At 70.5% G+C, this 13,159-nt stretch carries 13 protein-coding genes; 5 read left to right on the top strand and 8 right to left on the bottom strand.

Annotated features, from left to right (window positions below):
- Positions 1 to 403 precede the first annotated feature (403 nt).
- Positions 404 to 1,054 carry a DNA-3-methyladenine glycosylase gene (locus ABT381_RS32045; protein WP_351600415.1) on the bottom strand — a complete coding sequence of 217 codons (651 nt, stop codon included), beginning with the start codon at positions 1,052 to 1,054 and terminating at the stop codon, positions 404 to 406.
- 215 nt (positions 1,055 to 1,269) lie between these two features.
- On the opposite strand from ABT381_RS32045, the gene ABT381_RS32040 reads away from it, so the two are divergent.
- From ABT381_RS32040 to ABT381_RS32030, 3 genes are all read left to right on the top strand, one after another.
- On the top strand, positions 1,270 to 2,052 hold the full coding sequence (locus ABT381_RS32040) for a sporulation protein (protein ID WP_351600413.1): 783 nt from the start codon (positions 1,270 to 1,272) through the stop codon (positions 2,050 to 2,052).
- A 41-nt stretch (positions 2,053 to 2,093) separates the two neighbouring features.
- Complete coding sequence (locus ABT381_RS32035; RefSeq protein WP_351600411.1) at positions 2,094 to 2,633, top strand: YbhB/YbcL family Raf kinase inhibitor-like protein; 540 nt, start codon at positions 2,094 to 2,096, stop codon at positions 2,631 to 2,633.
- Between the two features lie 393 nt (positions 2,634 to 3,026).
- A complete protein-coding gene (locus ABT381_RS32030; RefSeq protein WP_351600409.1) occupies positions 3,027 to 3,530 on the top strand; it encodes an HNH endonuclease in 504 nt (167 codons plus the stop codon).
- Between the two features lie 52 nt (positions 3,531 to 3,582).
- Here the strand turns inward: ABT381_RS32030 and ABT381_RS32025 are convergent, their stop codons facing one another.
- From ABT381_RS32025 to ABT381_RS32010, 4 genes are all read right to left on the bottom strand, one after another.
- Positions 3,583 to 4,350 carry a sulfite exporter TauE/SafE family protein gene (locus tag ABT381_RS32025; RefSeq protein ID WP_351600408.1) on the bottom strand — a complete coding sequence of 256 codons (768 nt, stop codon included), beginning with the start codon at positions 4,348 to 4,350 and terminating at the stop codon, positions 3,583 to 3,585.
- A 103-nt stretch (positions 4,351 to 4,453) separates the two neighbouring features.
- A complete protein-coding gene (locus tag ABT381_RS32020) occupies positions 4,454 to 5,383 on the bottom strand; it encodes an SPFH domain-containing protein (RefSeq protein WP_351600406.1) in 930 nt (309 codons plus the stop codon).
- Positions 5,384 to 5,512: 129 nt separating this feature from the next.
- Positions 5,513 to 5,926, bottom strand: coding sequence for an NfeD family protein (locus tag ABT381_RS32015; protein ID WP_351600417.1), 414 nt, complete (start codon positions 5,924 to 5,926; stop codon positions 5,513 to 5,515).
- 126 nt (positions 5,927 to 6,052) lie between these two features.
- Positions 6,053 to 6,862 (bottom strand): ABC transporter ATP-binding protein, encoded by an 810-nt coding sequence (locus ABT381_RS32010; RefSeq protein WP_351600404.1) that lies wholly within the window; start codon positions 6,860 to 6,862, stop codon positions 6,053 to 6,055.
- A gap of 87 nt (positions 6,863 to 6,949) precedes the next feature.
- On the opposite strand from ABT381_RS32010, the gene ABT381_RS32005 reads away from it, so the two are divergent.
- On the top strand, positions 6,950 to 7,756 hold the full coding sequence (locus ABT381_RS32005; RefSeq protein ID WP_351600402.1) for an Rv1486c family protein: 807 nt from the start codon (positions 6,950 to 6,952) through the stop codon (positions 7,754 to 7,756).
- A gap of 110 nt (positions 7,757 to 7,866) precedes the next feature.
- Here ABT381_RS32005 and ABT381_RS32000 read toward each other — a convergent pair whose 3' ends face one another.
- Positions 7,867 to 8,532 carry a response regulator gene (locus ABT381_RS32000; RefSeq protein ID WP_351600400.1) on the bottom strand — a complete coding sequence of 222 codons (666 nt, stop codon included), beginning with the start codon at positions 8,530 to 8,532 and terminating at the stop codon, positions 7,867 to 7,869.
- Positions 8,525 to 9,682: a GAF domain-containing sensor histidine kinase gene (locus tag ABT381_RS31995; RefSeq protein WP_351600398.1), complete on the bottom strand. Its 1,158-nt coding sequence runs from the start codon at positions 9,680 to 9,682 to the stop codon at positions 8,525 to 8,527. Before ABT381_RS31995 ends, ABT381_RS32000 begins: the two co-directional genes overlap by 8 nt.
- Before the next feature lie 505 nt (positions 9,683 to 10,187).
- Between ABT381_RS31995 and ABT381_RS31990 the strand changes: the two genes are divergently transcribed.
- The gene (locus tag ABT381_RS31990; protein WP_351600395.1) at positions 10,188 to 10,970 is read left to right on the top strand and encodes a transglycosylase SLT domain-containing protein; all 783 of its coding nucleotides are present in this window, start codon (positions 10,188 to 10,190) and stop codon (positions 10,968 to 10,970) included.
- A 114-nt stretch (positions 10,971 to 11,084) separates the two neighbouring features.
- Here the strand turns inward: ABT381_RS31990 and ABT381_RS31985 are convergent.
- On the bottom strand, positions 11,085 to 13,159 hold a 2,075-nt coding region (locus ABT381_RS31985), incomplete at its 5' end, for an ABC transporter ATP-binding protein/permease (protein WP_351600393.1).

Raw genomic sequence — 13,159 nt, 5'->3', positions numbered from 1 at the left:
TCCGGCCCCCTGTCGGAGCGGGGTTGCTTTCCGGTCCGGCCCTTTCGGGCTTTCCCTTCCGGCGAGTCCGACTCTATCAGATCCTCATTCTTTCCCCTGCTTCTCGAAAGTCGCAGTCGGTCCGAATTCGTTTCCGATTCCCGTCGGCGGGGTTCGCCGTAGAGCTGCAATTTGCACTGCGGGCTTTTCGGCGTGCCCTCACTTTAGCGGATTCCCTTGATTGCTCATAATCGGCGCCGACGGGGTCGGACCGACGCAATCGCAGTCTGTTTTTCGGCAACGCCGATGGAGACCCGATTGAGGGAGTCGTTCGAAAGTGATGGTGGTGCCGCCTGCGGCGTGCGCACATAGCGCTGCCCGTCTCAAGCGGCTCGGGCCACGTTACGGCTCTGCCCGGGCAGAGTCAAGCAGCCCTGGTCCGGCGCTTCCGGGGGACGTGTGCCCGGTACGCGCTGACCGTCGGGTCGCCCGCGATCCAGAAGCGCCACGGGTGGGTCGCGCCCTCGCCGCCGACACCGGTGCGCGGTCCGCTGCGTACCAGGTCAGGGGCGGCCGGCGTGCCCTGGAGGACGGACAGCGGCGCACCGGGGCCCGCGCACACGTCCGTGCCGTTCAGCTGCCGGTCGATGGCGAGGCCGGTGGCCAGCCGGGCCGGGCCCTGGGCCAGTTCACTCGGGCGGCGGGACTTCGGGCGGCGCTCGGCCACCTGCTCCGTACCGCTGAGCACCTCGCCGGCGCGCAGCAGGACACCACTGGCGTAGCCGTTGGGGCCGCAGACCAGGTTGAGGCTGAACCACATGCCGTAGATGAAATAGACGTACGCGTGTCCGGGCGGGCCGAACATCGAGGCGTTCCGCTCGGTGCGGCCCCGGTAGGCGTGCGAGCCGGGGTCGTTCTCGCCGTCGTACGCCTCGACCTCCGTGAGGCGCAGTTCGATGGGGCCCTCGGGGGTGCTGCGCACGAGGGTGCGGCCGAGCAGATCGGGGGCGACTTCGAGGACTGGGCGGTCGAAGAATGTCCGCGGGAGCGGCATACGGGTGGGTTCGGAGATCATGCGTTCCCAGGGTAGTGGACCTCGCCCGTTCTCTTCGGGGACCGCGGAGTGGCCGGGAAGTACCGCGTCTTGGCAGGGTGTGGGCGTGCGGCGACCGGCCGCCGGGGGAACCGCCGTACGCCGTTTCGCGTTCGTAGGGATCGGACCCGGACCGGGCAGGTGTGCCGCGGCCGGACATCACCGAAGAACAGGCACGTGCCTGGGGAGGACGATCAATGGGGTTCAAGAAGCTGCTGGCGAGTCTGGGTGCTGGAGGCGCGTCGGTGGAGACGGTGCTCTTCGAGGAGAACGTCGTCCCCGGTGGCGTGGTGCAGGGTGAGGTGCGCATCCAGGGCGGTTCGGTGCCGCAGCAGATCGAGGGGCTGTCGGTCGGGCTGCAGGCCGTGGTCGAGGTCGAGACCAGCGAGGGGGAGCGCAAGGAGAGCATCGAGTTCACCAAGCAGAAGCTGGGCGGCGCCTTCGAGGTGCAGGCCGGCGCGGCGCACACCGTGCCGTTCGGGCTGGAGATCCCGTGGGAGACGCCGGTGACGACGTTCCTGGGGCAGCACCTGCACGGGATGAACGTCGGCGTGACGACCGAGCTGGCGATCGCCCGTGCGGTCGACTCCGGTGACCTCGATCCGGTGAACGTGCACCCGCTGCCGGCGCAGCAGGCGATCCTCGACGCCTTCGGGCAGCTCGGGTTCCGCTTCAAGAACGCGGACCTGGAGCGCGGGCACATCCGGGGCTCGCGGCAGAAGCTGCCCTTCTACCAGGAGATCGAGTTCTTCGCGCCGCAGCAGTACCGGGGGCTGAACCAGGTCGAGCTGTCCTTCGTGGCGGACGACCGGGCGATGGACGTCGTACTGGAGATGGACAAGAAGCCGGGGCTGTTCACCGAAGGGAGCGACACCTACCGCGCCTTCGAGGTGGGCCTGCACGACTTCCAGGGCACGGACTGGGCGGCGTACCTGAACCAGTGGCTGGCCGAGGTGGGCGGCAAGCGCAACTGGTTCTAACCTGGCCGGGAAACGTCAGTACACGATCAGGAGGTGTTGCAGTGTCCGAGCTGAAGCGGCGGCCGCTCCCGCACGATTTCCACCCGCAGGTGCCTTCGTTCACCGTCGTGAGCGACGATCTGCAGGAGGGCGGGACGCTGGCGGACGCCCAGGTGCTCAGCGCGGGGAACACCTCGCCGCAGCTGCGGTGGGAGGGCGCCCCGGAGGGCACCCGGAGCTACGCCGTCAGCTGCTACGACCCGGACGCGCCGACCGGCAGCGGTTTCTGGCACTGGTCCGTGTTCGACATCCCGGCGTCGGTGACGGAGCTGCCGGCCGGTGCGGGCTCCGGTGACATGAAGGGCCTGCCCGAGGGCGCGGTGCACGTACGGAACGACTACGGGACGCGTGACTTCGGGGGCGCGGCGCCGCCTCCGGGGGACGGCCCGCACCGTTACGTCTTCACCGTGTACGCGGTGGACCAGGAGAAGCTCGGCCCGGACGCGGACGCGTCGCCTGCCGTGGTGGGCTTCAACCTGCGGTTCCACACGCTGGGCCGGGCCCAGCTGATCGGCGAGTACGAGATCCCCGCCGAGGGGTGACGCGGGCTCGCCCGTAATTCCGTTGCGCCCCGGCGCCCCGGATCGCACAGTGGTGCTTGGCCGACGGTGCCATATGGCCGTCGGGCAGTCGGCACCGCAGTGGCGGGGGCGGCGGGGCGCAGGTGTGTCCCCCGCTGTCTGCCGGAGTCCGCTTCGTGTCGGACGCCCGCGCCGGCTGCCGTGACGCTCCGGGTCCCTTGTCACGGGGGACGGGGCCCGGAGCGTACCCCTTTTCCGCTGCTCGCTCCCCTTCCCGGTTCGCCATTCGTTCGTCCGCTGCTCACCTGTCATCTCCCTTGCGGCATACGGAAATTGCGTTGTCCGGGGGATCACTGGAACTGCACAGTGGAGCCACTTCGCCGAGCGGCGGACGGGATGCGGGAGGTGGTCGGGATGCGCGAGACGCTGGTCCTCAACGCGAGCTTCGAGCCGCTGTCGACGGTGTCGCTGCGGCGCGCGGTCGTGCTGGTCATGCAGGACAAGGCCGTGGTCGAGCAGGCGCACCCCGGGCTGCGCATCCGGGGCGCCGCGGTGGATCTCCCGGTACCGCAGGTGATCAGGCTGAGCAGGTACGTACGGGTGCCGTTCCGAAGACAGGCGCCGTGGTCGCGGCGCGGCGTACTGGTGCGGGACCAGCACCGGTGCGCGTACTGCGGGCGGCGGGCGACGACCGTCGACCATGTCGTGCCGCGGGCGCATGGGGGCGGTGACACCTGGCTGAACACGGTCGCCTCCTGTGCCGAGGACAACCACCGCAAGGCGGACCGGACGCCGGAGCAGGCGGGGATGGAGCTGCTGCGGCGGCCGTTCGTGCCGACGCCCGCCGACACGATGCTGGCGGCGCTGGGGGCGTCCCTGCGGGACGAGCTGCCGGACTGGCTGGCGCTGCCCGCGTAGGACGGTTGAGGGTGGCTGAGGGCCGGTACTCGACGCGTACGAGTACCGGCCCTCAGCGCAGCGCCAGCTGCACGATGGCGACCACGCCGACCACGACGATGACGCCGCGCAGGACGGCGGGCGGCAGCCGGCGGCCGATCTTGGCGCCGAGCTGGCCGCCGAGCGCGGAACCGACGGCGATCAGGACGACGGCCGTCCAGTCGAAGTCGGCGACGAAGAGGAAGAACACCGCGGCGATGCCGTTGACGACCAGCGCGAGCACGTTCTTGAGGGCGTTGACGCGCTGCAGGCCCTCGTCGAGCAGCAGGCCCATCAGGGAGATGTACAGGACGCCCTGGGCGGCGCCGAAGTAACCGCCGTACGCGCTGGAGAACAGCAGGCCGGTCAGGAGCGCGATGCCGCCGTCGCGGTGCGGGACGGTGCCGTTGCGGGCGCGGCGGGCCTTGACGGCGGCGGACAGCCGGGGCTGCAGGACGACGAGGACGAGGGCGATGGCGACGAGGGCGGGGACGATCGCGGCGAAGGCGTCGGAGGGCAGGGCGAGCAGCAGGACGGCGCCCGTCAGGCCGCCGACGAGGGCCGTGGCGCCAAAGCGGAGGATGCGGCGGCCCTGGCCGCGCAGTTCGCGGCGGTAGCCGATGGCACCGCTGATGGAGCCCGGCACGAGGCCGAGGTTGTTGGAGACGTTGGCGGTGACGGGTGGCAGGCCGATGCCGAGCAGGACCGGGAAGGTGATGAGCGTCCCGGAGCCGACGACGACGTTGATGGCTCCGGCGCCCAGCCCCGCGGCGAAGACGGCGAGCGCTTCCCAGAAGGTCATGCGGAACCCCTGGCGCGTGATCGGTGCGTCATGAACCGATCATGCACCAGGGGTCCGGTGGGTGCGCTGCGGGACCACGGTCCGAGACGGCCGTGGCGCGGTGTCAGTCGATGGACGGCTTCTCGAGGGGGGTGGTGGGGGCGGGCGGGGTGCCGCCGCCGGGCGCGAAGTTGCCGAGGGCGCCGCCGAGGCCCTTGAGCGCGTCGCCGATCTCGCTGGGCACGATCCAGAGCTTGTTGGCGTCGCCCTCGGCGATCTTCGGAAGCATCTGGAGGTACTGGTACGAGAGCAGCTTCTGGTCCGCGTCGCCGGCGTGGATGGACTCGAAGACCGTACGGATCGCCTGGGCCTCGCCCTCGGCGCGCAGGGCCGCGGCCTTGGCCTCACCTTCGGCGCGGAGGATCGCGGACTGCTTCTCGCCCTCGGCGCGCAGGATCTCGGACTGCCGGACACCTTCGGCCTGGAGGATCGCGGCGCGCTTGTCACGGTCGGCGCGCATCTGCTTCTCCATCGAGTCCTGGATGGAGGTCGGCGGCTCGATGGCCTTGAGCTCGACGCGGTTGACGCGGATGCCCCACTTGCCCGTGGCCTCGTCCAGGACGCCGCGCAGCGCGGCGTTGATCTCCTCGCGGGAGGTGAGGGTGCGCTCCAGGTCCATGCCGCCGATGATGTTCCGGAGCGTGGTGACGGTGAGCTGCTCGATCGCCTGGATATAGCTGGCGACCTCGTACGTCGCGGCGCGGGCGTCCGTCACCTGGTAGTAGATGACGGTGTCGATGTTGACGACGAGGTTGTCCTGCGTGATGACCGGCTGGGGCGGGAAGGGCACGACCTGTTCGCGCAGGTCGATGCGGTTGCGGATGGAGTCGATGAACGGCACGACGATGTTCAGGCCCGCGTTCAGCGTGCGGGTGTAGCGGCCGAAGCGCTCGACGATGGCGGCGCTGGCCTGCGGAATGACCTGGATCGTCTTGATGAGTGCGATGAACACCAGCACCACCAGGATGATCAGGACAATGATGATCGGTTCCACAGTGGCTCCTCGTGTCCTTCCATAGCTGTCGGCCGGTCCCGCCCGGCGAGTCGTTGATCGAGTCTTTCAGAGACTCACCTCTTGCGCAGGCCGTTCTCCGGTCCCGCAGAGGGCTGTTGAGCAGGAACGTCACATGACGACGGCGGTTGCTCCCTCGATGTCCACGACGTCCACTTTCTGCCCCGGCTCGTACACCTGGCCCTCGTCCAGTGCGCGTGCCGACCAGACCTCGCCGTTGAGCTTGATGCGGCCGCCGCCGGAGCCGTCGACCCGTTCGAGCACCGTGGCCTGCCTGCCCTTCAGGGCGTCGATGCCGGAGGCCACGCCCGGTCGCCGGGAGCGGGCGCGGTTGGCGATCGGGCGGACGACGGCGACGAGCGCGATCGAGACCGCGGCGAAGACGACGACCTGCGTGACCATGCCGCCGCCCAGGGCGGCCACCACGGCACCGGCGACGGCGCCGACCGCGAACATCCCGAATTCGGGCATCGCGGTGACGACGAGCGGAATTCCCAGTCCTACGGCAGCGATGAGCCACCACACCCATGCATCCACGGTGTCATGGTAGATCCGCGGACGGCGTCGCGGACAGGGTGCGATCGATCGCGGCCGGATCGGGCCGGGGCTTTTCGGCCCCGACCTCGGTCAGGGCCCGTTCCGCGCCAACTGTCAGGCGAGCGGCAGACCTTGGGCGGTCCAGCGGTCGCCGTTGCGCTCGACGACGAGCGGCAGGCCGAAGCAGCGGGAGAGGTTGCTGGAGGTCAGCTCCAGGTCGATGGGGCCGGCGGCGAGCACCTTGCCCTGACGGATCATCAGGACGTGGGTGAAGCCGGGCGCGATCTCCTCGACGTGGTGGGTGACCATGATCATCGACGGTGCGAACGGGTCGCGGGCGAGTCTGCCGAGGCGGCGTACGAGGTCCTCGCGGCCGCCGAGGTCCAGCCCTGCGGCCGGCTCGTCCAGCAGGAGCAGCTCCGGGTCGGTCATCATCGCGCGGGCGATGAGGGTGCGCTTGCGCTCGCCCTCGGAGAGGGTGCCGAACTTCCGGTCGAGGTACTTGGTCATGCCCAGCCGGTCGAGGAAGGCGCGGGCGCGCTGCTCGTCGACCTGGTCGTAGTGCTCCTGCCAGGTGGCGGTCATGCCGTACGCGGCGGTGAGCACGGTCTGCAGCACGGTCTGGCGGCGCGGCAGCTTGTCCGCGAGCGCGATGCCGGCCATGCCGATGCGCGGGCGGAGGTCGAAGACGTCGACCTTGCCGAGCGTCTCGCCGAGGATCGTGCTGGTGCCCGTGGTCGGGAAGACATAGCTGGAGGCGACATTGAGGAGGGTGGTCTTGCCTGCGCCGTTCGGGCCCAGGATCACCCAGCGCTCTCCCTCCTTCACCGACCAGGAGACCTGGTCCACCAGAGCCCGGCCCTCGCGGACCACGGATACGTCCACCAGCTCCAGAACATCGCTCATGAGCGCGTTGTCTCCCATTGCATCTCGGTCGTCGGTGCGCCTGTGGGCGCAGCCCTCTGCAAACCTACGCCACCCATTGTCAGCGGCTGTCCTTAGGCTGGGTCCATGCTCGATGAACCTCGATCAGGACGGCTGGCCGCGTGGGGAAACGCCCTGTTGGCCGGGCTTGTCCCACCTGATGACGCAGCGGAGCGGATCGCCGAGGGTGACGCGGTGCACCGCGTCACCGGGCTGCCCGGCGAGCCGGGCCCTGTGGGGCTGACGCTCGCGCTGGGCCGGCTGCGGGCGCTGGGCGCGACCGGACTGCGGGTGGCGCTGCCGGTGCCGGGGCACCCGCTGGGACTGAGCGGCCCGCCGGAGTTCAACGCCCGCGCGATAGTGGCCGAGGAAGCGGTCACCGCGTGCGGGGTGGCGCTGGGTCTGGTGCCGGAGGTGCACGAGGCCGGGCCCGAGGGCGATGTGCACGTCGAGGTCGTATGGCACTGCATGGCCGTACGGGACGCGCCGCCGGCCGATGTGCCCTCGCTGGGCGAGGCGGAGCGGGAGCTGACGCAGGCGCTGCTGGAGGCGACGGAGCTGCTGGCGAAGCTGGATGTGGCCGGATCGGGCCCGGTCGCCGACGCGGCGCTGGCGGCGTATCGGGCGCGGGCCGAGGCCGGGCGGCAGCTGCTGGCGCCGGGGTATCCGCCGCGCGCGGTGCGGGTGCTGGAGCTGGCGCAGAAGGTCGGCGCGCTGATCGGCATCGCGAGCCGCCCTGCGGGCGGGGACGGCCGGGAGCACGGTGCGGCGGTCAGCGCCTCGCAGATGGCCGCGCGCGGGGACGCGTTGCGTCCGGTTGAGCGGACTGCGCGGCGGGCGCAGGTGGCGGCGTACAACGCGGCTGTGGAGGAGCGGGAGCGGCGGGCGCCGTAGGGGTGTCGGTATGCGCCCGGGCGCGGCACCGTTGTGGCTGGGCGCGCAGTTCCCCGCGCCCCTGAAGGGGCGCGCTGCGCGCGGCCCCCACCAGCGCCGTACAGCAGCGTTTACGCGCCCACCCCGTGGCGGACCGCCCACAGGGCTGCCTGGGTGCGGTCCGACAGGTCCAGTTTCATGAGGATGTTCGAGACGTGGGTCTTGACCGTTTTCTCGGAGAGGACCAGGGCGCGGGCTATCTCTCGGTTGGAGCGGCCGTCCGCTATCAGGGCCAGTACCTCGCGCTCCCGGTCGGTGAGGGAGCCGCCGCGGCCCTGGCCGCCGCCCGTGTCCTCCTGGCTGAGCAGCGCGTCGGCCACCTCGGGCTGGAGCAGGACGTGCCCGGCGTGCACGGACCGGATGGCGCCGGCCAGCGCGTCGGGGTCGATGTCCTTGTAGACATAGCCCGCGGCGCCCGCCCGCAGTGCCGGGATGACGGTCCGCTGTTCGGTGAAGCTCGTCACGATCAGCACGCGGGCGGGATTGTGCTGCTCCCGGAGCAGCCGCAGCGCCTCGACGCCGTCCATGCCGGGCATCTTGATGTCCATCAGTACGACATCGGGCTCGAGCCGCTCGGCGGCGGCGACCCCCTCCTCGCCGTCGGCGGCCTCCCCCACGACCTCGATGTCGTCCTGTACCTCCAGGAACGTGCGCAGCCCGCGCCGTACGACCTGGTGGTCGTCGACCAGCAGCACCTTGATGGGGCCGCCGAGCGGGCCCCTGCCTCCGTCAGCCACCGGGGACCTCCATCTCGACAGCGGTGCCCTTGCCGGGCTCCGACTCCACCGTGAGCGTGCCGCCGACGCCGCTCGCCCGGTCCCGCATGGACACCAGGCCGAGGTGGCGCCCGGCCCGGCGGACGGCGCCGGGGTCGAAGCCGCGGCCGTCGTCGGCGATCCGGAGCACCGCGCCCTGCCAGTGGCGTACGAGAGTGACGTCGACACGCTGCGCGTCGGCGTGGCGCAGCGCGTTGTGCAGGGCTTCCTGTGCCACCCGCAGCAGCGCCTCCTCCTGCGCGGCGGGCAGCGCCCGCAGCCCGTGGGAGGCGAAAGTGACCTTGGCGCTGTGCGCGCGGTCCAGGACCTGTATCTGGGTACGCAGCGTGGCTATCAGGCCGTCCTCGTCCAGGGCCGCGGGGCGCAGCTCCACCACGGCGGCCCGCAGCTCGTCGGCGGCCTCCGCGGCGAGCCGCGCGACCTGCTGCAGCTCGCCCTTGGCGCGGGCCGGGTCGCGGTCGACCAGGGCGGTGGCGGCCTGCGCGGTCAGCCGCAGCGAGAAGAGCTTCTGGGAGACCGCGTCGTGCAGCTCGTGCGCCAGCCGGGCGCGCTCCCCCGCGATGGTCAGCTCGCGGCTGCGCTCGTACAGCCGGGCGTTGGTCAGGGCGATGGCGGCGTGCTGGGCGAGCATGCCGAGCAGCGCCTCGTCCTCTCCGGTGAAGCCGCAGCCGCCGGCCGGCTTCGGGCACCTCTTGTTGGCGAGGAAGAGCGCACCGAGGATCTCGTCGCCGTCGGCGACCGGCATGCCCAGGAAGTCGGACATCTCGGGGTGGGCGCCGGGCCAGCCCTCGAAGCGGGGGTCCTGGCGGACGTCGCCGAGGCGCTGCGGGGTGGCCTCCTGGAGCATCGCGGCGAGGATGCCGTGCTGGCGGGGCAGCGGGCCGATGGCCTTCCACTGCTCCTCGCTCACCCCGTCCACGACGAACTGCGCGAAGCCGCCGTGGTCGTCCGGCACGCCGAGCGCGGCGTACTCCGCGTCCAGCAGCTCGCGGGCCGACGCGACGATCGTCTTGAGGACGTCGCGCACCTCCAGGTGCCGGCTCATGGCGAGGATGGCGCCGCTCACCGCGGAGAGCCCGGCTCCCCGCTCCGCCCCTGGTCCCTTGGTCATGGACTCACCGTACCGGCGGCCCGCACGGCACGTATCCGCCTGCGGCGGGGCCCCGGCTAGGTCCTGGGGCGTAGGGCCGGCGGAGGACCATCGGCGCCCCGGGGCCGGGACTTTCTGCCCCCTATATATAGGGGAAAGGAAGGCGGCCTTTTCCTTGCCCGGACGGCGCTCACTTTCCGTATGGAGTCAATGACATAACGGCAGCCGGCGTCTCTAAACATGTGAGCCCGGGCATAGGGCGTACATCACTTACGACCGGCGTTAGTGGTGTGTGAATGTGGGCAGCCGCAGGAGTTGATCCGGTGCACCCCTTGGACTGAGTGCTTTCGGACGCAATTCGGTGGCCCGAGGTTCCACTATCCAGCTTCGTACGTCACATGATTGCAGGGTCAAATTTCGACCGCTAACAATGGCTGACGTCGCCCGGCGCCGTGGAAAAGGATCTCGGCGTTCTCGCGCCAATCCGGCCCACGCGACGTCCCCCATTGGAAGAGGTTCTTTCCGCATGCCCCTGCACGCCATTCCTGGCTACAGCCGCCTGAACCGGAATCACAAGCTCTCCGCCGCCGCAGTTGCCGCGGGCGGCGCCGCGGCCGTGGTCTTCGCCGTCGTCCCGGGTTCGGCCAACGCCGAGCCGGCCCACTCCGCGACGGCCCAGAACGTGAAGCCCGTCGCCTACCACGTGGTGGACGACTCCTCGGCGTACAGCCTGGTCGACAACGCGGCCGCCAAGGCCCAGAACGCCGAGCTGACCCAGGACAGCACCCGTGCCGCCGACCAGGCCGGTGCCTCCGCCTTCGCCGCGAAGAAGCAGGCCGAGGGCGACGCCAAGGCCGCCGCCGAGGCCAAGGCCAAGGCCGCCTCCGACGCGGCCGCGCAGGCCAAGGAGGCCGCCAAGAACAAGGCCGACCAGCAGCGCACGACGCAGGCCGCGAGCCGGTCCGCCGAGCGCAAGCCGGTCACCTACGCCAACAACCTCGACGGCTGGATCAAGGAATCCCTCTCGATCATGAAGCAGAAGGGGATCCCCGGCTCCTACGAGGGCATCAAGCGCAACGTCATCCGTGAGTCCGGCGGTAACCCCCGGGCGATCAACAACTGGGACGTGAACGCCCAGATGGGTATCCCGTCCAAGGGCCTGCTGCAGGTCATCCAGCCGACCTTCGAGCAGTACCACGTGGCCGGCACGGCGAACGACCTGTACGACCCGGTCGCCAACATCGTCGCCGCCTGCAACTACGCGGCCGACAAGTACGGCTCGATGGACAACGTCGACTCGGCGTACTGAGCCACTGCGGCGCGCCGGAGCACCGGCGCCGGACGATGAACGCCGCGAGGGGCGGCACCCGATTCCCGGGTGCCGCCCCTCGCGGCTCTTCGTATGCGCTGCCTCAGGGGAGCGTCACTTGCGCATGACCTCGGGCTCGTGGCGGCGCAGCAGGCGCGCCACCGCGAAGGCGAGGATCACGCCGAGCGCCAGCATGAAGACCATGTCCATCACGTAGACGCCGGTCTGGTGCTGCCACAGCGGGTCCGGGTTGCCCTTCTCCCAGGGGAGCAGGGTGTTCAGGTCCGCGGTGGCGCCCAGCGCGGCGACCGCCCAGCGCGAGGGCATCAGCCAGGAGACCTGCGCGACGCCCGGGGTGTCGAAGAGCTGGAAGAGCACGCCGGTGAAGACGACCTGCACGATGGCGAACATGACCAGCAGCGGCATGGTCTTCTCGGCGGTCTTGACCAGCGCGGAGATCAGCAGGCCGAACATCATCGAGGTGAAGCCGAGCGCGATGATCGCGACGGTCATCTCGATGGCGGGCAGGTCCTTGATGATCAGGCCTTCGGAGGGCATGTTCCGGGTCGAGAAGCCGATCACCGCGATGATCACGCCCTGCACGGCCGTGACCAGGCCGAGCACGATCACCTTGGACATCAGATACGCCGAGCGGGACAGGCCGGTGGCCCGTTCGCGCTCGTAGATGACGCGTTCCTTGATCAGTTCGCGTACGGAGTTGGCCGCGCCGGAGAAGCACATGCCGACCGTGAGGATCAGCATGATCGTCGTGGCGTCGCGGTTGGTACGGGCCCGGTTCAGCGGCCCGTATCCGAGGCCGAAGTCGCTGGGGATCAGCATGGAGACCACGCCGAGCACGGCCGGCAGGATCAGCATCAGGCCCAGGAAACCGCGGTCGGAGGCGATCACGGAGACGTACCGCCGCATCAGGGTCCACAGCTGCGAGCCCCAGCTCTGGGACTTCTGCATGCGGGCCGGCGGCGCCTGGACGCTGACCGACTGCGGCGCCACGGCGTCGATGTCGGCCGCGTACATCTGGTAGTGCGGGGAGCCGCGCCAGCGGCCCATCCAGTCGTAGTCCCGGTAGTTCTCGAACGCCGAGAAGACGTCCGCCCAGGTCTCGTACTGGAAGAAGTTCAGCGCCTCCTCGGGCGGGCCGAAGTAGGCGACGCCGCCGCCGGGCGCCATGACCAGCAGCTTGTCGCAGAGCGCGAGCTCGGCGACGGAGTGCGTGACGACCAGGACCGTGCGGCCGTCGTCGGCGAGGTCGCGCAGCAGCTTCATGACGTCGCGGTCCATGCCCGGGTCCAGGCCGGAGGTCGGCTCGTCCAGGAAGATCAGCGACGGCTTGGTCAGCAGCTCCAGGGCGACCGAGACGCGCTTGCGCTGGCCGCCGGAGAGCGAGGTGACCTTCTTCTCCTTGTGCACGTGCAGCTTGAGCTCGTGCAGCACCTCGTCGATGCGGGCCTCGCGCTCGGCCTCCGCGGTGTCACCGGGGAAGCGGAGCTTGGCCGCGTACCGCAGCGCCTTCTGGACGGTCAGCTCCTTGTGCAGGATGTCGTCCTGCGGGACCAGACCGATGCGCTGCCGCAGCTCGGCGAACTGCTTGTAGAGGTTCCGGTTGTCGTAGAGGACGTCGCCCTGGTTGGCGGGGCGGTAACCGGTGAGCGCCTTGAGCAGCGTGGACTTGCCGGAGCCGGACGGGCCGATGACCGCGACCAGCGACTTCTCGGGCACGCCGAAGGAGACGTCCTTCAGGATCTGCTTGCCGCCCTCGACCGTGACGGTCAGGTGGCGCGCGGAGAAGGAGACCTCACCGGTGTCGACGAACTCTTCCAGCCGGTCGCCGACCAGCCGGAACGTCGAGTGACCGACACCGACGGTGTCGTTGGGCCCGATGAGGGCCGAGCCGCTCTTGGGGACCGGCTGGCCGTTGACGTACGTACCGTTGTGGCTGCCCAGGTCGTGGATCTCGAAGCGGCCGTCGGGCGTGGCCCGGAATTCCGCGTGGTGCCGGGAGACCTGCAGGTCGGAGACGACCAGCTCGTTCTCCAGGGCACGGCCGATGCGCATGACGCGGCCGAGGTCCAGCTGGTGGAAGGTGGTCGGGCTGCGGTCGCCCGCCGCCTGCGGAGCCGCGCCGCCCTGTGCCGGGGGCTGCTGCGGCCCGCCCTGCGGCGGGATGCCGG

The sequence above is a fragment of the Streptomyces sp. NPDC000151 genome, assembly GCF_040301705.1.
GTDB lineage: Bacteria > Actinomycetota > Actinomycetes > Streptomycetales > Streptomycetaceae > Streptomyces.
Note: the sequence above shows the minus strand (reverse complement) of the source record. Positions and strands in the feature narration are given on the sequence as shown.

What these genes read in the sequence shown, in the direction of transcription:
- ABT381_RS32040 (WP_351600413.1), top strand. Translation starts at nt 1,270, where the DNA reads ATGGGGTTCAAGAAGCTGCTGGCGAGTCTGGGTGCTGGAGGCGCGTCG.
- ABT381_RS32030 (WP_351600409.1), top strand. Translation starts at nt 3,027, where the DNA reads ATGCGCGAGACGCTGGTCCTCAACGCGAGCTTCGAGCCGCTGTCGACG.
- ABT381_RS32010 (WP_351600404.1), bottom strand. Translation starts at nt 6,862, where the DNA reads ATGGGAGACAACGCGCTCATGAGCGATGTTCTGGAGCTGGTGGACGTA.
- ABT381_RS31990 (WP_351600395.1), top strand. Translation starts at nt 10,188, where the DNA reads ATGCCCCTGCACGCCATTCCTGGCTACAGCCGCCTGAACCGGAATCAC.
- ABT381_RS31995 (WP_351600398.1), bottom strand. Translation starts at nt 9,682, where the DNA reads ATGACCAAGGGACCAGGGGCGGAGCGGGGAGCCGGGCTCTCCGCGGTG.
- ABT381_RS32045 (WP_351600415.1), bottom strand. Translation starts at nt 1,054, where the DNA reads ATGATCTCCGAACCCACCCGTATGCCGCTCCCGCGGACATTCTTCGAC.
- ABT381_RS32025 (WP_351600408.1), bottom strand. Translation starts at nt 4,350, where the DNA reads ATGACCTTCTGGGAAGCGCTCGCCGTCTTCGCCGCGGGGCTGGGCGCC.
- ABT381_RS32005 (WP_351600402.1), top strand. Translation starts at nt 6,950, where the DNA reads ATGCTCGATGAACCTCGATCAGGACGGCTGGCCGCGTGGGGAAACGCC.